The following is a 17,147-nucleotide window of genomic DNA, read 5'->3' as shown; positions in this document are numbered from 1 at the left end:
TTTTAAAATAGTTTTGCTTGTTATTAGGTAAAAAAAAAGAATTATCTTCTCTTTTTTCTACGATTGCTACTACGTGTTGCTTTTTGTTCCTTTACATACCCTTGCATCATCTCATCTACGGTATTTTGATCAAAACCTATTTGGGTTCCAATGTTATGCTGTTCATCTTCTATCAGACGTGAGATCAGTTTTGTTAAAAGCATCTCTTTATCCATGTCTCCCATGTAGTCCAACAACGCTGCTGCATCGTTATGTACATGGATATTTCTGATCTGTTCAGTCAAATATTCACAGCTTGCATCATCAAGTCCCGCACCACCTTGAATCGTAGCTAAACGCATATCTGCACCTACTTCTTTTTGGATACGTTGAAGTTCTTTAAACTCTTCAGTTGTCACCAAAGTGATGGCCTGACCACTTCTTCCTGCACGTCCTGTACGGCCGATACGGTGTACATAAGATTGCGGATCAAAAGGAATATGGTAATTGAAAACATGTGTAACATCTTTTACGTCAAGACCACGTGCAGCGACATCTGTAGCCACCATGATCTTCGTTTCGCCTCTTCTATAAGCTTTAATGACCACTTCTCTGTCCATCTGTTCCAAGTCACCGTGTAAACCGCTGGCATTAAATCCTAATGCCTGCAAATGTTCGGTCAGTCTGTCCACTTCCCTTTTCATACGGCAAAAGATAATACATTTATTGGTCTTTTCTGTTTCAAGAAGTTTCACAATTGCTTCATCTCTTTGGTGCTCATGTATCATATAGTAACGTTGATCTATGATGTTATTGGTTGTTTCCTCATCTCCTACCACAGAAATATACTCTGGCTGATAGAGAATGTTACTTGCCAACTCTTTGATCGGTTCAGGCATCGTTGCAGAGAAGAGTAATGTTTGTCTGTTTTGAGGAATGTACTCAAATATCTCTTTGATCTCTTCAAGGAAACCCATATCAAGCATTTCATCTGCTTCATCAAGTACAACGATCTCCGGATTAAACACATCGATCTTGCCTTTTTTGTAGAGATCTTTAAGTCTTCCAGGTGTTGCTACGACGATCTGTACACCTTTGTGAATCAGTGCTATCTGACGTCCATACCCTACACCGCCATACACAGTTAACGTTCTGATACCTGCAAAACGTCCTAAATGATAGAGTTCATCAGCTACCTGCGTTGCCAACTCTCTTGTGGGTGTGATGACCAATGCTCTTTCTATCTCACCTTTGGCAAGTTTATCCATCATAGGAAGACCAAACGCTGCTGTCTTTCCTGTACCCGTATGAGCTTGACCTACCATATCACTGCCATTTGCAATGATGGGGATAGCCATCTCCTGGATAGGGCTGGGCTCTTTAAAGCCTGCTATTTTCACACCTTTTGCTAGATCAGCATGAAAATCGAATTCATTAAATTTCATTATTTACCTTTAAAATATGAGGTACACCTCATTCATGTCCAAAAGATCTTTTTTGAACTTAAGAGAAACTCCCGCAAGAGGTTCTATAAATTCAGCTGCATTGTTGCGTTAAAGTAATGTCAATAAAATCACTCCAAAAAGTATTCTATAGATACCAAATGCTACAAAGGTAAAACGTTGAATAAATGCCAGAAAAAGTTTAATCGTCAGATAGGCTACGATAAATGCCGCAATAAAGCCTGCAACGAAAGCTCCCCAGTTGGCATCTGCAAAATCCTGATAGTGTTTGAGTAAGTCATAACCTGTCACTGCTGCCATAACCGGGATCGCAAGTAAAAAAGAAAACTCTGCAGATGCTTTTCTATCCATACCTACCAGTAACCCGCCAACAATGGTAGCCCCTGCTCTGCTTGTACCCGGAATGAGTGAAAATATCTGGGCGATACCGACCCATAGCGCCTGTGTATAACTGACTGCTTCCACGTCTGAGATATGCCACTCTTTTTCTTTGTAAAAATACTCAAGTATAAGAAAAATAAGCCCACCTATAATAAACATCCATGCAACCACTTCAACAGTAAAAAGTGTTTTGATCTGATCTTTGAAGAGGTAGCCTACGATGGCCAAAGGTAAAAAAGCAACAAAAAGTTTTTGCCAAAGTGCTATTTTCTTGAAAGTGATCTTTTCTCTATAGATAAGCATCACAGCCATAATTGCAGCAAATTGTATGATGACTTCATACGCTTTTGTCAGCGCATCCTGAGAAACACCCAAGAACTTACTGGCAACGATCATATGCCCGGTAGATGAAATGGGTAAAAACTCTGTAAACCCTTCGATAATACCTATGATTATCGCTTGAAAAATATCCAATGTATGCCTTTTTTAAACCATGCTAGAAAAATAACTCTCGTCTTTTTCCAAGAGTGCGTTTGGGGTACCACTATCCACCACTTCACCATCTTCTAACACATAAATGAACTCTGCACTTTTTATGGTACTGAGTCTGTGTGCGATAGTGATCACCGTCTTTTGAGACAAAAAGTCATGCAGTGCATCAAACAGTTTCATTTCTGTATGTACATCTAGAGCCGAGGTTGATTCATCAAAGATCACCACTTTGGGATCAGATAAGATCATCCTAGCTATTGCTACTCTTTGCCGTTGCCCTCCGCTGAGCTTGATACCGTCTTTTCCAACCAGTGTATCAAGTCCCAGATCTAAACGCTCTATGACATTGGTAAGCTGTGCGATCTCGAGTGCTTTTTGCACTGCTTCCACACTGTACTTTTTGCCTAGAGTTAGATTGAACAGCATTGTATCATTAAAGAGTTTAGGATGTTGCAAGATAAGATGAATATTTTCTCTTATCGTGGAAAGTTTCAGTGCTTTGTTGGACACATTCCCATACACAACCTCCCCCTCCTCCAAAGGATAGAAACCTACAAGTATGTTAGCGAGTGTTGTTTTTCCAGAACCGCTGGCACCGACAATGGCGACCTTTGAACCTTTTTTAATATACATATTAATATTAGTTAATATCTTTTTGTTTTTCTGATAGGAAAATGAAAGATCTTTCACTTTTATGTCAATGGCATGTTGAGCATCAAAAGGATTGTTCCGTTCTTCTCTTTGTGGTTCTTGTTCCATCGTATAGATACTGTTTATACGTGCACAGGCCGCTTTAGCTGTAGAGAGTGCATACTGAAAATTAATAATATCTTGTGTAGGTGTTACCATTACCCACAGGTATGAAAAAATAGCGAGCATCAACCCCACAGAGAGATCAGAGTATGCTACAGCCAAGATACTCACTGCCCTAAAGACTTCATACCCGCTCAAAAATACCAAATAGGAGTACTTCATGGCAGCTTCGCTTTTATACCCGTATGCGATAGCATGGTCTTTCAGTTCTCTGGCCTTTACTTCACTCTTGTCAAAGAAGTACTCTTCTTTATTTGCCGCACGGATCTGGTGAAAGAGCTCCAACGTTTCATTCAATGCAGACTGAAAGATCTCTACCGCTTTGTTTTCCTCTTTTTTGAGTTTACCGATATTCCGTGACAGTTTGGCAGTAAAGAATACAACGATGGGGTTGGTGACCAAAATGAATAGGGCGAGCTGCCAATGGATCCACAAAAGCACCACCGCGGAAAAAAGCAATACAAAAGAAGCAATGATAAATTTAGAGATGGTACTGCTTACAAATCCGTCTATCGTCTCTACATCTGTAACCAGTTTGGAAGTCACCGCTCCTACACGCATGGTCTCATACTCTTTGAGTGAAACATGTTTAAGATGTCTCAGTAAAGACTCTCTCATTTTATAAGTGATATTTTTTGAAATGATCGTAAATATTTTACTTTGCATGATACTTAAAAGCACACTGGAAACGCGAAAAAAGATTATAAGGACCAAAACAAAGAGTACATACCCTTTGGTGTCTGAAGTGAAAAGGTTTTCAGATATCCAAGCGATGAATCCATGATCCTGTCCCAATAAAAGTTCATCTACAAGTAGTGGAATAAAAAGCGGGATAATGACGACAAGCAGTGTAGAGAGCAGTGCAAGTACATTGCCTAAAAGGACAGCTTTTTTATAAGTGAACAGTTGTCGTACAATGCCTTTGATACTACAACTGTTGTTTTGCATTACAGCGCGTCTACTATCTGAAGTATCTGAGTGAGGTCTTTCTCATCTACACAGTGTGTTGCAGCCTCTTTCAGTACAGGTTTTGCACAAAATGCCACACGTGTATCTGCATGCGCGAACATACTGAGATCATTGGCTCCGTCACCTACCACAAGTGTATCTTCTCTGTTTACACCCAGGAGACTTTGTAGTCGTATGATCATTTCGCCTTTTGCATCAGAATGCATCATCTCTCCACCGACTTGTCCTGTAAGTATGCCTCTTTCAGCATGTAAGAAGTTTGAGAAGTCTGCATCAATACCTAGTTTTTCACAAGCAGGCTTTGTAGCATTTCTAAACCCACCAGAAAAACAAACCACCGTATAACCACGCTCTTTAAGGCCAGCCACCACTTCAAATGCACCAGGCATCATAGGGAGTTCTGAACAGATAGCATTTACTCTTTCTTCTTCCAAACCTTCTATAAGCGATACTCTGGCTACAAGAGACTTGAAAAAATCCAACTCCCCTGCCATGGCTCTTTCTGTGATCTCTGCTACAGACTTTTCAAGTCCAAGTGGTTCAGCCAAAAAGTCGATGGTCTCGCCATCCATCAGTGTTGAGTCAAAGTCAAATACGGCTAGTTTAGTCATCATAGTTCCTAATTAATATTTGTTAATATGTTATGCATTGGATATGCTGTAATAACCCTCTATGCATTATTTAGGTAGAATTATAACTAATTAAACTATAAAGAGTATATTACATGTTTGAAAAATTTTGCGACGTTCTTTGTAACGATAGGAAATTCATTACCGTAGAGATAAACCCTCCTCATGGAGCATCCATTAATGGTATTATCGCTGACATTAAAAAACACAATCTACAAGACAAGGTCACAGGTTTTTCATGTACAGACAATCCTTTGGCAAAACTCAAAATGTCAGGGGTACTCTCTGCCATAAAAGTACAGCAGACATTTGGGAAACCTGTTATTGCAACGATGAGTATGAGAGATAAAAATAAGCTTTCATTGCAGTCTACCCTGCTTGGCGCCAATGACTTTGACCTGCGCTGTATACTGGCACTTACAGGTGATCCTGCAAAGTATTCAGACCAGCCGGAGGTTAAAGGTGTCTTGGAGCGTGACTCTACCCTGCTTCTAAGTATCATCTACCACCTTAACAAAGGAGTGGACTACAGTAATAAGCAGTTAAATCCCGCACCTAAACCCATCTATCCGTTTGCTGTAAGCAATGCTACCGCAAAAGATATGAACAGTCTTAAAAAACGCATGATCAAAAAACTCAACTATGGTGCTCGTGCCATCATCACCCAGCCGGTCTATGACCTGGAAAATGCCAAAGAGCTCTTGGCACTTTTTGAGGAAGCCAAAGAGTCAAGCATCAGAGACACTGCAAAAGAAGCCCAACTTGTCTTGGGTCAGTTCCCTATCGTAAGAGCTAAAACAGCCAACTTTATAGATGACAAAGTTCCCGGAATCTCTGTACCAAAGCCCATCATAGATGAAATGAACCTTGCAGCAATGGATGGAGAAGATAGAGAACAGGAAGTAGGATTTGCTCTTTCAAAACGTATCTTTGATGAGATGATGGGTGTACATGGGAAAGTGCATTTGATGACACATAACCGTTTTGATCTGTGTTCGGATTTGATCGGATAAAATAACTTCAAGGTCCTCGTTCATTATACAAGGACTGCCTTCTTTCATTTAAACACTTACCCCATCAAAGATCAGTGGATAAAGTAACCCGTAAAGCGTGACAAAGAGCAAAGGTACTGCCCAGATGAGACCTATCCCCAGTACCAGTGCACCCAGTGTCATAATGAGACTGAGCAGGAAAAACAGACCAAAGACCTTGAACCAATGTTTAGTCACAGCTTTTCTTGACAGCTCCATCGCATCCCAAACACCCATTCCTTTATCGGCTATAAGCGGCAAAGTAAAAACATACGCGATACTCAAATAGATACCCGGAAGAATCAAAAGTACAAACCCTATGACCGTCATAATATAGATCAGTAGTCCTGCTAATGCCAATTTACCCGTAAGGTGATAGTAGTTAAATATAGAGTTAAACGCTATCCGCTCTCCACGTGAGTAGTGTATGGCAAGCATGATAACCCCAACGATAAGAGGCATAAGTACCGGGTAACTTAAAATGGTAACGATCTGTTGATTCAAAAGGTTCGGTTGTGCAGGAGGCGGTGGGGAAGGGAAAAAAATGCCCAATATAATTTGTACGATAATAGCAACAACAATATATACAGCAAATGCACCCAGAAATAACCCCTTTACACCTTCTATACGATTAAAACCTTTTTTTATCATTTCTATAATGTCAAAATCATACTCTGGTATGTTTTTGACATCTACATTTTCATTTTGCATCTTTACCCCTTTTCCTTTTAACATAGATAAATAATTATAACCTAAAAAAATTGATTATTAAACATCTTCTGCTATACTCACAAAAATCATAATTAGGAGACTATATGTCTGAATTACAAAAATTTCGTTTGATCAATAAAATAGAAGGGATCTCATTTATCATCTTGATCTTCATCGCTATGCCAATGAAATATAGTTTTGGCTACCCTATAGCCACTAAAGTGGTAGGCATGCTACATGGTCTTCTCGTCTTTGCTTTCATCTATCAGATCATCGAGGCGAAGAAAGAAGCTGGTTTTAACTTGAAAGAAACGGCTCTTTACTCTATTTTGTCACTTATCCCTTTTGGGTCTTTCTATACAGACAAACTGCTTGCTAAAAAGATGACGATCGCATAACGTGTCCCTTTAGCCATAGCTACAATAAATGCAAAGTACTTAAAATCATAACGTAGTACTCCAGCTATAAAAGTCAATGGATCTCCGATAATGGGCATCCATGACAAAAGCAGTATCCATCCTCCAAAACGATGAAAAGACCCTATTGCTTTTTCCATCTTCTTTGCAGACAGATACCCTTTTTTCTCAAGATATATTTCACCTTTCAATCCTAGCCAGTAATTAACCATAGAGCCCAGTGTATTACCCACCGTAGCAAAACCCCACAATAACAGCAATGAATAATTTTGAGATACATCGTAAAGAAGTAGTGCTTCACTTCCCATAGGCAAAAGTGTAGCAGAGATAAAAGCAACAGTAAAGAGTGTAAGATAAACCATTAAAGTGTCTTAAAATGCATTTCACCCTCTTCCATGACACCTACCATGCCCTGACATGCCAATGAGGGTAAAGAGATGTATTTACCTATTGTCTTACACTGATGAAAATGGCCTTCGATCACGAGGTCAGCTTCAGTATAGTTTTCCAATATCTCTTCCACTCTTTTCTCAAAGCCGTGAAAGTTAAAACAGATATGCTTTTTCGACAACTTTTTCATACGGTGATCAATGATAGCCTTTTCAAAAGGTTTAAGGATAGTGAGTGTCTTTTTATTGCGTAAAATTTTACAATAGAGATCATAACCAAATCCTGTGGCATATCTGTCACCATGAGAGATCGCAACTTTTTTCTCTCCCAATTGAAACATGACAGGCTGCTCTTCTCTGCTGTAAACATGGATATCAGGAAAAACATCTTTGAGGCAAAAATCATGGTTTCCTTCAAAGTAGTATATATCAAGTTTTTGTGAAAGCGTTTGTAAAAGAGCAATGGCTTCTTTTGAAAAAGTCTGTATGTAGTCATTATGTCCAAAGAGAAGATCAAAGTTGTCACCCATCAAAAATAGCTGAGGGGTCTGTAGTTCTCCACTCTCCAGCTTTTTCAGTAAAACCCAAAAAGCATCTCCATGATGAGGGTAATGGGAGTCAGCAATAAAAAGTGCTTGCTCTTTGATCTCAAACATATATTCTCCAATCATCGCTCTTTTTTGTCACAGTGAACGCCCTTGCACCCCACTTTCGCTTCAGCGACGGGAGGTATCGGCATTTAATGCCAGAAATCTAGCGTTTTAGAACCGTGACGACTTTTGCCTACTTTTCTAGAAAAAAAGAAAAGAAATCTAAACTATAATAAAATAATAATTTTTATGGAATGTAGGCAATCGTAGGGATACCCATGCGTTCATCATATCCGCACATCAAGTTCGCGGCCACAAGTGCCTGAGAACTTGCACCACGCAAGAGGTTATCTATGGCAGAAGAGACAAAAAGTGCATTGCCGTTTTTGGCTGCAAAGATGTCACAAAAATGTGTGCCCGCTGTACTTTTAATGTCAACAGGTGTCTCTCTGATACGAATGAAAGGATCGTTCGCATAGTGTTCTTTCAATATTTCAAGCGGATCGATATCTTCTTTTAACGTTGCATAAACAGAAACCAACTCACCGCGTGTCGCAGGGATAAGATGTGGAACAAAGTTTACATTCATTTTAGCACCGTGTACCTTTTCTATCTTCTCTGCTATCTCTGGTGCATGACGGTGTTTAAGCGGATTATAGGCAAAGATGTTATCGTTGATCGTCACAAAATGTGCAGTCTCGCTCAGTGTTTTACCTGCACCGCTCACGCCAGACTTTGCATCGACAAAAAGAGGTGCAGACGTATCGATATATGGTATGAACGGTAAAATACCAAGAAGTGTTGCAGTAGGATAACAACCAGGTCCGGCAGCAAGGTTCGTTCCTTTCAACTCTTCTCTATAATACTCGATCAGTGCATATGTAGCATCATCCAAATGGCCTTTATCTTCATGTGCACAATAGTGTGCTTCATACGTATCAAGCTCTAAACGATAATCTGCAGAAAGATCTACTACTTTTACCCCTTTATCCAAAAGCTCTTTAGCGAAGCCCATAGAGGCTTTATGAGGAAGGGCTAGAAAAACAAGTTCACAGCGTTCAGCTACAGAGGCTGCATCGGCTTTTTCTACAGAGTGGCTGATCACATCTACCAAGGAAGGATGTAGTTTTTCTATCATCGTATCTCCCTGAGTCGTGGCAAGATAGGTCAACTGAAAGCCATCATGAGTAACCAACATTTTAACCAGTTCCAGCCCTGTGTATCCACTGGCTCCTACAACACCTACTTTTACCATCTCTAAGCCTTTTTAATCTAGGTTGATCTCTTGGTAAGAGATCTCTTCAATATCATATGTTTTTTTACCGCTAGGGAGTACAAGTGATACTTCATCTCCCTCTTCTTTACCTATAAGTACACGAGCCATAGGAGACTGAATAGAGATCAATCCCTTGGACGGATTTGATTCTGTACCACCTACGATCGTATAATGTACCTCTTCACCTGTATTTTGATCTGTCAATTCTATTGTTGATCCAAAACTTACTCTGGTATGTGGAAAAGTTGAAGGATCAACTACCTGTGCACGCCCTATGATATCGGTAAGCTCTGCAATACGTGCTTCCATCAGTCCTTGTTTGTCTTTGGCTGCATGATACTCCGCATTCTCCTTAAGGTCACCGAGTTCTCTTGCTTCATCTATGATTTTAGCTATAGTACCTCTCTCCACAGATTTTAATTGTTCAAGTTCTTCTGAAAGTTTGTTGTAAGTTTCTTTTAACATCGGCTCTTTTTGCACGATAGGTCCTTTAAATGATTCATTTATATATAATTGTAGGTATTATACCAAAAAGGTTATAATACCGATAAAATAATAGACTTCTTTTAAAATTTATAAAAGAAGTCTACAGATAGAGTATAGTAAATGAAGCAAATATTAGTCACTAATGATGATGGCTTTGAGTCTGAAGGACTTGTAGCACTGGTTGAAGCACTCAAACCTTTAGGTCATGTCAGCGTTGTAGCACCCACCACAGAGAAATCAGCATGTGGACACTCACTGACATTGACCAGACCTCTCAATTTTGTAGAAGTTGAAAAGGATTTTTATAAGCTAGATGACGGTACACCTACCGATTGTGTTTTTCTCGCGCTCAACAAGATCTTTACTAAAGAGAGACGACCGGACATTGTGATCTCAGGCATCAATATAGGTGCCAATATGGGTGAGGACATCACATACTCCGGTACTGCATCAGCCGCAATGGAAGCCGTACTGCAAGGTATTCCGGGTATTGCCATTTCTCAAGTCTATAAAGACAAAGGTGAGAGCATCAAAGAGTTTGGATATGATCTGGCAACGCAAAGTATCGTCACTTTGGTAGAAAAAATATTTGCAAAGGAGTTTCCTCTGCCTCCACGTAAATTTTTAAATATCAATATCCCGCCTATGCCATCTTCAAAGTGTAAGGGTTTTAAAGTGACACGTGCAGGGAACCGTCTTTATGCACACCATGCAGAAGTACATCATAATCCACGGGGAAAAGAGTACTATTGGATAGGTTTACCCGCTTTAGGATGGATGGAAACAACCGGTCACGTTACAGACTTTGAAGCGATTAACGATGGTTATGTTTCTATCACCCCTGTACAGCTAGACATGACAAGCCATGACGATATCAAATCTTTGGATGCGTGGCTATGAGATTTCAGCGTTGTCGCATGCTCTTTGGAGATGAAAACTTTGAAAAGTTGCAAAAAGCCAAGATACTCATACTGGGTGTAGGCGGTGTAGGCTCCTATGCACTTGACTGTCTCTACCGTTCAGGTGTAAGTGACATTACTATCTTGGATTATGATGTCTATGATGAGACCAACCAGAATAGACAGATAGGTTCAGAAGCAGTAGGCATGGTTAAAGTGGACCGTCTGCAAGATCTTTACCCAGGTGTCAAAACTATCCATCAGCATATGACAATGGCCTGGGTACAAGAGTTTGATTTTGAACCTTATGACATCGTCATAGATGCAGCAGATACGACAAAGGTAAAAATAGAAGTCGCTAAAAAATGTTATAAGAAACTCATCATGGCACTCGGTTCAGCAAAACGTTATGACACCAATAAAATAGAAGTCACATCCATTTGGAAAACGCACGGTGATGCACTCGCTAGAAAAATACGCAACGAACTCAAAAAAGCAAAATTTGACAGAAACTTTACTGTCGTATTTTCACCTGAAGAGGATAAATGTAAAGAAAAAGGTTCCTGTGTAGCGGTTACAGGGGCTGTAGGGCTGACCGTTTGCTCTGAAGCGATAAAGAGGATCCTCAAGTAGTTTTCTAATATGAAAATACCACATGATTCGTGTATGCAATTCCTTTAAGAAAAGCATATTTCATGTGGCAAATACACACGTAATGAAGAAATACAATTTCATCATTGCATACGCATTCATTTTCATTTCCTTTTAACATATTTTGGTTAGACTAATTTCTAAAAAAAGAGTATGACCTATGACAACTTTCCCACTTGAAAATGTAAAACGCCTAAGAAAAGAACTTGCTACGCACCCAGTTTATGCAGCAGTGACAGACATGGATGATTTAACCATCTTTATGCAACATCACATTTACTCGGTTTGGGATTTTATGTCCTTGGTTAAATACTTGCAAAATAAAATTGCACCGGCAAGCACCCCATGGCTTCCTCATGGTGATGCACAGGTACAGCGTTTTATCAATGACATTGTTCTAGAAGAAGAATCAGATGAGGGTATTCCTCTAGAAGATGGAACTCCCACTTACACAAGTCATTTTAATCTTTATAGATCAGCTATGGAAGAAGTAAGAAAAGGGAGCGATACGCTGATTAACGCCTTTATAGACAAAATGACGTCAGACTCTTTGGAAACTGCGCTAAAAACGATTGAAATTCCTTCTCCGGCAAAAGAATTTATGGAAACGACATTTAACTTTGTTCATAGCGATAAGCCTCACGTTATTGCTGCAGCATTTGCTTTAGGTAGAGAACATATTATTCCGGAAATGTTCCGTGCACTGCTTGATAAAATGAAAATATCACGTGAGGAAGCAGAAGTATTTCATTATTATTTGGATCGCCATATAGAGCTTGATGGAGATCATCATGGACCCATGTCTTTACGTATGCTGGACCTGTTATGTGAAGGAAATGAAGAAAAGATTGCAGAAGCCGAAGAAGCTGCTCTCCATGCGATCAAAGCCAGAATAAAATTCTGGGATGGTGTTTTGTTGGCGATTGAAGAAAGTAAAAAGAAATCAGCCTAAAACATAAACCTTATAAATTTATATAGTTATAAGGCTTTCATTAAAATTTGAGCACTGTTATCTTAGGCTCAAATTAATCCTACAATAAATGTGTACAGAGAGACGGGAATATATTATCTCTTAGACGTCCGTATTGCCACAGTATCCACATTTTTTTGCCGCAAGAGGAATAGTCTCGGCACATTCACCACATATCTTTGTCGTCGGTGTTTTAGCTGTTTCAGGCTCCTTGAGTTTATTGTACGATTTAATAAACATAAATACCACAAAACCAAGGATCACAAATGAGATCACATCATTTATGAACATACCGTATTTTATCGCCGGTGCACCTGCTTTATCTAACGCAGCCATACTTTCATATGTGTTGCCATCAAGTGCTATAAAAAGTTGAGAAAAGTCAACCCTTCCCATAAGTAATCCAACTGGAGGCATCACTACATTTGCAACCATAGACTTTACTACTGTAGCGAAAGCCCCACCAAAGATGAAACCAACTGCCATATCTACCATATTTCCCTTGATCAGAAACTTTTTAAACTCTTCTAACATGCTTGTCCTTTTTGATAGTATAAGATCATAAATTATAATACAAAGGAGAAGAGATAGGTCTTAAAAGCATAAGTCAATACCTTCATGTTATGGTATAAGGATAAAAAAATAGTTAAATATAGTATACTTCAGTATGGCTATATATCAAGAGACGATCACACTATCAGCAAAGACTAAAGGTTTTCATCTCATTACTTCAGAGATAGAAAAAGCGCTACTTTCTATACCCTCTATTGAGACTGGACTTTTACACCTTTTTATCCAACATACCAGTGCTTCACTTAGCATCAATGAAAATGCCGACCCTACTGTACGTGAGGATATGGAGAACTTTTTTACCGAACTTGCTGATGACAAGCCCTACTATATCCACACTTACGAAGGGGCAGATGATATGCCAGCACACATCAAAGCTTCAATGCTTGGAAATTCACTGACCATTCCTATAACCAATGGTAGAATGAATCTTGGTACTTGGCAGGGGATCTATCTTGGAGAACACAGAGATTACGGCGGAAACCGCCGTATTGTAGTGACATACTATGGTTAAGGGCTTAGTTTAACTTTCTATTTCTAGCAGCCAAAAGTGTCAATACAAACAATCCTGCAACTGCATAATATACCCACATAGGGATAGGCACTGGATCACCCGCTGCATAGGAGTGTAAGCCTGAGAGATAATAGTTTACACCAAAGTATGTCATAAGCACTGTTGAGTATGCCCATGTAGCCGATACATTATAAATGAAGTTTGACTTCAATGCAGGAATGAATCTTAAGTGAAGTACTGTAGCATAAATGAGAATGGTCACTGCAGCCCAGGTCTCTTTAGCATCCCAACCCCAGTAGCGTCCCCAACTTTCATTTGCCCAAACACCTCCAAGGAAATTCCCTATGGTCAAAAGGAAAAGACCTATGATAAGCCCCATTTCTGAAAGGTTTGTCAACTCCTTGATGGAACGGTCAATATTTTCACTACCATTTTTTCCTCTGATGATATAGAGTATAAGGACTAAAAGTGATAAGATAGAACCCAATCCGAAGAAACCATCACCGGAGATAATGGTTGCCACATGTATCATGAGCCAATATGACTTAAGTACAGGTACAAGGTTAGTGATCTCCGGGTTAATGAAGTTCATATGTGCTACACCCATGGTCACACCTGCCAAAATGGCTGTACCCGCTAACGCAAACGGCGAATGTCTAGCCAGGATCACTCCGGCAAGAACTGTAGAAGCAGCGATAAACACGATGGATTCATAGGCATTAGACCAAGGTGCATGTCCTGCAATATACCAACGTATACCCAATCCGACTATATGCATAGCAAATCCTACTATAAGCACTGCCAATGCGATACGCATGATCCATTTCATAGAGAATGCCGGTTTAAGCACATTGATAAAGGCAAACACTAAAAGTAAAAGACCTAAGATCAAGTATAAAGGTACAAGTTTTCCAAAGAGTCCAAATTTATTGTATTTGATCTCCATATCTATATGATTTTGACTTGGTATCACAGCGGATCCATACTTTTCCTGGTACTGACGTATACCTTTAAGTGCAATAGTTGCATTGGCCCAATTACCTGTTTTTAATCCCTGTGCTACCATTTGGAAATATGCAGCAATACTTATTCTTACTGCATCAGACTGTTCTTTGGGAAATGCTTTAATCGCATCCAGAGGTGCCATCCATTTGTTATTGGCATCATTGGGTTTTGGATAAATACGTAAAAGAGAACCCTGATAGGCCATAAAAGCAACATTGACCCTTTCGTCTATCTTGATGAGTTCTTTGTCATATTGTGTTTTTTCAAGCGGCTTCTTCTGACTGGCCTCTGTGACGGCTGAAAAGATCTTATAGCTGTTATCTGCCTGTGAAAAGAAATCTGTAAATTTTGCATATTTTGTATCTTCAGGAAATCCGAGTGTCACAGCGATCTTTTTATGTCCCACTTTGATCATCGGTACATTTTGGTAAAGTTCAGGCTGCATGATCATTCCAAGTAGCATTTGTGTAGGCTCTAGATCAAAAAGTACTGATCTTCCCGTGATCTTAGCGATAACATCATGGGCAACCGTATCCATAGGCTTCATACGCCCCTGATGATCCTGTACTGCAATTTTTCCAAAGTTCCTTGCATGCTCAGCATCATAGGACTGCATTGTTTTGAGCATATCTTCATCAATAGTAGGAGATGCTGCATTCAGGTTTTGTGGACTGAGTGCCAAAAGAGCGACCATAGCTACTGCTGCTGCAGATGTCTGTAATTTTCTTGCTCCCTTAAGAAGTTTTTGAAATCTTCCGCTAGGTGAGAACAGAGACCAGATCATCCCAATCGTCAGCAATATATATCCAATGTATGTAGGCAGAGTTCCCGGATCATGGTTCACAGAAAGCACTGTACCTTTTTCATCCGGGTCATAGGATGACTGGAAGAAACGGTAGTTTCTATGGTCAAGAATGTGGTTCATATAGATTTTATACGGCATGTTGATATCTTGTTCTTTGTCGATCAGTACTACATCACTGGAGTAGGATGCAGGTGTCATAGAACCTGGGTAACGCTCTAATTCAAAGTTTTCAAGCTTGATAGAAAATGGCAAGTTTATTAGCTTCGCCCCTACATGCATATCAATGTGTACGCCATTGAGTTCCATTTGTTTTACTTTTCCGCTTTTACCTTGATACGGTCGAGTCGTAATGATCTTACTCTCATCTCCTACACTTACTTTCCACTGCATATACTCAGCCTGACCTCTTTGGGTCTTGATATCATGAGAGTCCAACTTCACAATAGCTTTTTCATGTATATCTTTCAAAACGATAGCATTTGATCCAAATCGGTATAACATTCTGTTCTTAAACTCATTTTCACCTGCATTCAATTCACCTGAGCTTCTATCGTTCATATTAAGTGTCTTCAGTACAAAAGGAAAATGCACTTTATAGTCGCTACCCTCTTCTTTTATAAGGAAAGTAGGTTTATCGGTCGTAGGTTCGATCTCATATCCTAGATAAAAACCGCCGAAGTCTTTTCTTTCACCTTTTGCAATATAGTATATTTCACCTTTTTGACCTGTTGAGATCTTCAGTTCTAAAAGTTTTTTTCCTTCTTCAGACGGTACTGCTTTTTCCTGTGCTGTGGGTAAATACTTGAGTAATTCTACTTGTACTTTTTTATCTCCAACTGTAAGAGTCTCAGTTAAATCATTGTCCGTCATCGTTGAGAAGTAAAGCTCTTTTTCAAACGTTGCACTCTTCTCACCTTCTGTAGCATGGATTTGCAAAACCTTTGCATCTGAAAGCATCGTATGACTTGAATCTCCTTCACGTATATGCATGACACCTTCGTATCCTATGTAACGTGTCACAAGTGCCCCTAATGCAATGACTAGAAATGAAAAGTGGAAGAGGAAAACAGCAGGTTTGGTTTTATAGCTTTTATATTTGATGATGTTGTAAACAAGAATAGCCACAAAATAGCCCAAAAAAACTTCAAACCATTGTGCTTTATAGATCAGTGCTCTAGCTGTTTGCGTACCATAGTCATTTTCTATAAACGTTGCGGTCCCCACCAGTGCACCAAACGCAAACAACATAAACACAGCCATTTTCATGGAAAAAATATACTTCATCTCTCATATCCCCTTGTCAATTAAGTAAAAGGATTATAACGGATCTATGTTAACCATTTGTTAATTAATATAATTTTACTCTTATTATTTGATCAGTGTTGCATTAGAGACCGAAACTATAGTTCTATCAGTACACGAAACCCTACAAAATAGTTGCGTCCGCCAGAGCCCAGATTGATCCGGGAAGAACAGCGGCTGTTCTCAGCACTTCCATTCCAGGAACTGCCACGTAGGACCCTGCCTTTTTCATTGGATATTTTATAGGCTGATCCATCTGTAGGTGTATGGTCATAATTTTCACTGTACCAGTCTGCACACCACTCCCATACATTTCCGTGCATATCGTACAATCCCCATGCATTTGGCTTTTTTGTACCGACATCATGCGTCACACCTTCTGAGTTATCTGCATACCAGGCATAGTCACCAAATTCTGTTACCTCATCACCAAAACAATAATTTCCTGTACTTCCCGCCCTGCAGGCATATTCCCATTCAGCTTCTGTAGGAAGTCTGTAGGTTACACCATCTCTTTGTGTCTTCCATGCACAATACGCCTTCGCATCATGATAACGAACACGTCTTACAGGTACATCAAAACCAAGATGTTCATGTCGCTCTTCAGGTACTTCTGCTCCTGTGGCCTGTGCAAAGAGCATATACTCTTCTACCGTCACCTGCCTCTTGGCCATAGCAACATCATAGTCGATATGCACTTCATGCAGAGGTTTTTCTCTCTCTTTGGCAAGTGCGTCATCAGACCCCATAAGAAATGACCCTCGAGGAAGCTGAACAAAATTATCATCAAAATATGATTTCAACAT

The 17,147-nt window shown here is 39.7% G+C and carries 18 protein-coding genes; 6 read left to right on the top strand and 12 right to left on the bottom strand.

The features are described 5' to 3' along the window. Window positions 1–41: 41 nt before the first annotated feature. From LDM93_RS01725 to serB, 4 genes are all read right to left on the bottom strand, one after another. The gene (locus tag LDM93_RS01725; RefSeq protein WP_223890237.1) at window positions 42–1,424 is read right to left on the bottom strand and encodes a DEAD/DEAH box helicase; all 1,383 of its coding nucleotides are present in this window, start codon (window positions 1,422–1,424) and stop codon (window positions 42–44) included. Window positions 1,425–1,532: 108 nt separating this feature from the next. Further along, a complete protein-coding gene (locus LDM93_RS01720) occupies window positions 1,533–2,297 on the bottom strand; it encodes an undecaprenyl-diphosphate phosphatase (RefSeq protein WP_223890236.1) in 765 nt (254 codons plus the stop codon). Window positions 2,298–2,309: 12 nt separating this feature from the next. Beyond that, window positions 2,310–4,076 carry an ABC transporter ATP-binding protein gene (locus LDM93_RS01715; RefSeq protein WP_223890234.1) on the bottom strand — a complete coding sequence of 589 codons (1,767 nt, stop codon included), beginning with the start codon at window positions 4,074–4,076 and terminating at the stop codon, window positions 2,310–2,312. Then, window positions 4,076–4,708, bottom strand: a complete 633-nt coding sequence (gene serB / locus LDM93_RS01710) for a phosphoserine phosphatase SerB (RefSeq protein ID WP_223890232.1) — start codon at window positions 4,706–4,708, stop codon at window positions 4,076–4,078. The genes LDM93_RS01715 and serB overlap by 1 nt, the downstream gene beginning before the upstream one ends. A gap of 113 nt (window positions 4,709–4,821) precedes the next feature. Here serB and LDM93_RS01705 point away from each other — a divergent pair, with 113 nt between their 5' ends. Next, window positions 4,822–5,739, top strand: a complete 918-nt coding sequence (locus LDM93_RS01705) for a methylenetetrahydrofolate reductase (protein WP_223890230.1) — start codon at window positions 4,822–4,824, stop codon at window positions 5,737–5,739. 48 nt (window positions 5,740–5,787) lie between these two features. Here the strand turns inward: LDM93_RS01705 and LDM93_RS01700 are convergent, their stop codons facing one another. Next, entirely contained in the window at window positions 5,788–6,468 is a 681-nt protein-coding gene (locus LDM93_RS01700) for a hypothetical protein (protein WP_223890228.1), read from the bottom strand. 104 nt (window positions 6,469–6,572) lie between these two features. Between LDM93_RS01700 and LDM93_RS01695 the strand changes: the two genes are divergently transcribed. Then, window positions 6,573–6,866 (top strand): DUF3817 domain-containing protein, encoded by a 294-nt coding sequence (locus LDM93_RS01695; RefSeq protein WP_223890226.1) that lies wholly within the window; start codon window positions 6,573–6,575, stop codon window positions 6,864–6,866. On the opposite strand, the gene LDM93_RS01690 is transcribed toward LDM93_RS01695, so the two are convergent. From LDM93_RS01690 to greA, 4 genes are all read right to left on the bottom strand, one after another. After that, window positions 6,824–7,246, bottom strand: coding sequence for a YqaA family protein (locus LDM93_RS01690; RefSeq protein ID WP_223890225.1), 423 nt, complete (start codon window positions 7,244–7,246; stop codon window positions 6,824–6,826). The genes LDM93_RS01695 and LDM93_RS01690 overlap by 43 nt on opposite strands. Next, window positions 7,246–7,929 carry a UDP-2,3-diacylglucosamine diphosphatase gene (locus LDM93_RS01685; protein WP_223890224.1) on the bottom strand — a complete coding sequence of 228 codons (684 nt, stop codon included), beginning with the start codon at window positions 7,927–7,929 and terminating at the stop codon, window positions 7,246–7,248. The genes LDM93_RS01690 and LDM93_RS01685 overlap by 1 nt, the downstream gene beginning before the upstream one ends. Before the next feature lie 181 nt (window positions 7,930–8,110). Next, a complete protein-coding gene (argC, locus tag LDM93_RS01680; RefSeq protein ID WP_223890223.1) occupies window positions 8,111–9,118 on the bottom strand; it encodes an N-acetyl-gamma-glutamyl-phosphate reductase in 1,008 nt (335 codons plus the stop codon). A gap of 12 nt (window positions 9,119–9,130) precedes the next feature. Then, window positions 9,131–9,619 (bottom strand): transcription elongation factor GreA, encoded by a 489-nt coding sequence (gene greA, locus LDM93_RS01675; protein ID WP_223890222.1) that lies wholly within the window; start codon window positions 9,617–9,619, stop codon window positions 9,131–9,133. 126 nt (window positions 9,620–9,745) lie between these two features. Between greA and surE the strand changes: the two genes are divergently transcribed. The 3 genes from surE (at window position 9,746) to LDM93_RS01660 (ending at window position 12,127) form a co-directional block, all read left to right on the top strand. Then, complete coding sequence (gene surE / locus LDM93_RS01670) at window positions 9,746–10,525, top strand: 5'/3'-nucleotidase SurE (RefSeq protein WP_223890221.1); 780 nt, start codon at window positions 9,746–9,748, stop codon at window positions 10,523–10,525. Next, window positions 10,522–11,157: a ThiF family adenylyltransferase gene (locus LDM93_RS01665; protein ID WP_223890220.1), complete on the top strand. Its 636-nt coding sequence runs from the start codon at window positions 10,522–10,524 to the stop codon at window positions 11,155–11,157. The genes surE and LDM93_RS01665 overlap by 4 nt, the downstream gene beginning before the upstream one ends. Before the next feature lie 178 nt (window positions 11,158–11,335). Beyond that, window positions 11,336–12,127, top strand: a complete 792-nt coding sequence (locus LDM93_RS01660) for a DUF3050 domain-containing protein (RefSeq protein WP_223890219.1) — start codon at window positions 11,336–11,338, stop codon at window positions 12,125–12,127. 120 nt (window positions 12,128–12,247) lie between these two features. Here the strand turns inward: LDM93_RS01660 and mscL are convergent, their stop codons facing one another. Then, window positions 12,248–12,679, bottom strand: coding sequence for a large conductance mechanosensitive channel protein MscL (mscL, locus tag LDM93_RS01655; RefSeq protein ID WP_223890218.1), 432 nt, complete (start codon window positions 12,677–12,679; stop codon window positions 12,248–12,250). Between the two features lie 133 nt (window positions 12,680–12,812). Here mscL and LDM93_RS01650 point away from each other — a divergent pair, with 133 nt between their 5' ends. Beyond that, window positions 12,813–13,229 carry a secondary thiamine-phosphate synthase enzyme YjbQ gene (locus LDM93_RS01650; protein ID WP_223890216.1) on the top strand — a complete coding sequence of 139 codons (417 nt, stop codon included), beginning with the start codon at window positions 12,813–12,815 and terminating at the stop codon, window positions 13,227–13,229. Between the two features lie 4 nt (window positions 13,230–13,233). Here LDM93_RS01650 and ccsA read toward each other — a convergent pair whose 3' ends face one another. Both ccsA and LDM93_RS01640 read right to left on the bottom strand, forming a co-directional pair. Further along, entirely contained in the window at window positions 13,234–16,323 is a 3,090-nt protein-coding gene (gene ccsA / locus LDM93_RS01645) for a cytochrome c biogenesis protein (protein WP_223890215.1), read from the bottom strand. A 116-nt stretch (window positions 16,324–16,439) separates the two neighbouring features. Beyond that, on the bottom strand, window positions 16,440–17,147 hold the full coding sequence (locus tag LDM93_RS01640; RefSeq protein ID WP_223890214.1) for a formylglycine-generating enzyme family protein: 708 nt from the start codon (window positions 17,145–17,147) through the stop codon (window positions 16,440–16,442).

The organism is Sulfurovum sp. TSL6 (genome assembly GCF_019972115.1).
Taxonomy (GTDB): Bacteria; Campylobacterota; Campylobacteria; order Campylobacterales; family Sulfurovaceae; genus Sulfurovum.
The sequence above is the reverse complement of the archived record's forward strand: the minus strand, read 5'-3'. Positions and strand labels throughout refer to the sequence as shown.